Genomic DNA, 1477 nt, shown 5'->3' on the forward strand with positions numbered 1-1477 from the left:
ATCCTATCTCATCTATTACAAGTACTTTGTATTTTGCAAAATGTTTTAGTCTTGTTTGTAGTCTATTTTCTAATAATGCCTTTTTTAGTTGTGACATTAAGTCATAGAAATTGATAAAATATGTTGAATATCTGTGCTTTGCACATTCTATTGCACATAATCACCCCTCATAGAGATTGGAGAAAAATGAAGGAAATGATAAAATAAAATAAGGGGTGAGAACATGAAAAAGAAAAAGGTTTATTCCGGTGATTTAAAGCTGCAACTTGTTAAAGAATATCTTAACAGTGAAAAGTCTTTAAAAGATTTTTCAAATGAGTATTCTATACCTTTTAACACTCTTTCTCAATGGGTACAAAAGTACAAAAAATCTAATTATGATGACTCTGTGTTTAAAACCAAAAAAGGAAGAACTAAGTCTATGATTTCTGATTATTCTAAGATTCCACCTATCATTTATGAATCAGCAGGTATAGATAGGTCGGATGATTACAACAATTCTAATGATTCTGTTTATCTTAAAAGGAAACTCGATTATTATGAAAAGATACTTCTTGAAAAAGAATTACAGCTGAGAATAGTAAGAGATGAACTTGAACTTTTAAAAAAAAATATGAACCACAAGTGAATTGTACAGATATTGGTAAATTGTTTCTTATTATTAAATACAGAAATTATGGTGTATGCCTGAGTTATCTTCTGGATTATTTTCATATGAGTTCAAGCTCTTTTTACTTCAAAACAAGGTTGTTCTTTGTTGTTGAGACTATCAAGGCTAAACCAAAACAAAAAAGATTCGTAGGATTCTCTTATACTATCAATGGTCAAATTATTGAGGATGAACACATTAAAGAGATTATAATCTCCATATATGAAAACAACAATCCAAACGATCCAACTTTTTACTTTAAATCTCTTGGAGATAAGAAGTTATCTGTTGTGTTTAAGAACCAACTTGGAATAATTGTTAACCACAAAAAGATTTACAGAATAAGAAAAGAATTAGGTGTTGTTAGAGCTTACAGAAACCATTTCAAACATCCAAAGAGAAGACCACATAATCATGAAATAGATGCTCCCAATAGATTCTGGGAAGGAGACATCAAATTCATCCCAACAAAATACGATGGCTTTGTTCATATACTGGATATTATTGATGCTTTTGATAAGACGATTGTTTCTTCAAAGATAGGACATTCAAGTAAATCAAAAGATTTTATCAAAGCTGTTTACAACGGTATTTCATACAGAAAAGCTGACCCTAAAAAACTCATAATAAGAACAGACAATGGTCCCCAATTTAAATCAAAAGCAACCAAATCATTCATGGATGAAATGGAAATAACTCATGAGTTTGGATACAAAAACAATCCTAATTCACAAGCATTCATTGAATCACATCATTCAAGCCTTGAAAGAGAGTTTGTTCAACTAAATTCTTTTGAAAATATTGAAGATGTTTTTCAAGCTTACAAAC

2 protein-coding genes and 1 pseudogene are annotated in these 1477 nt (G+C 29.7%); 2 read left to right on the forward strand and 1 reads right to left on the reverse strand.

Annotated elements, in window-relative coordinates; translation table 11 throughout:
• Positions 1-151 (reverse strand): annotated as a pseudogene (locus tag X924_RS07040) (ATP-binding protein); the annotation flags it as partial.
• 72 nt (positions 152-223) lie between these two features.
• Between X924_RS07040 and X924_RS07045 the strand changes: the two are divergent.
• Complete coding sequence (locus X924_RS07045) at positions 224-628, forward strand: transposase (protein WP_121958230.1); 405 nt, start codon at positions 224-226, stop codon at positions 626-628.
• Positions 629-714: 86 nt separating this feature from the next.
• Positions 715-1477 (forward strand): DDE-type integrase/transposase/recombinase (locus tag X924_RS07050; protein ID WP_146255680.1); only part of this gene is annotated, 763 nt, incomplete at its 3' end.

It is taken from the genome of Petrotoga sp. 9PWA.NaAc.5.4, from assembly GCF_002895485.1.
In the GTDB taxonomy this organism is placed as follows: Bacteria; Thermotogota; Thermotogae; order Petrotogales; family Petrotogaceae; genus AZRK01.

Coding starts and splice junctions, on each gene's coding strand:
- X924_RS07045 (WP_121958230.1), top strand. CDS start 224: ATGAAAAAGAAAAAGGTTTATTCCGGTGATTTAAAGCTGCAACTTGTT.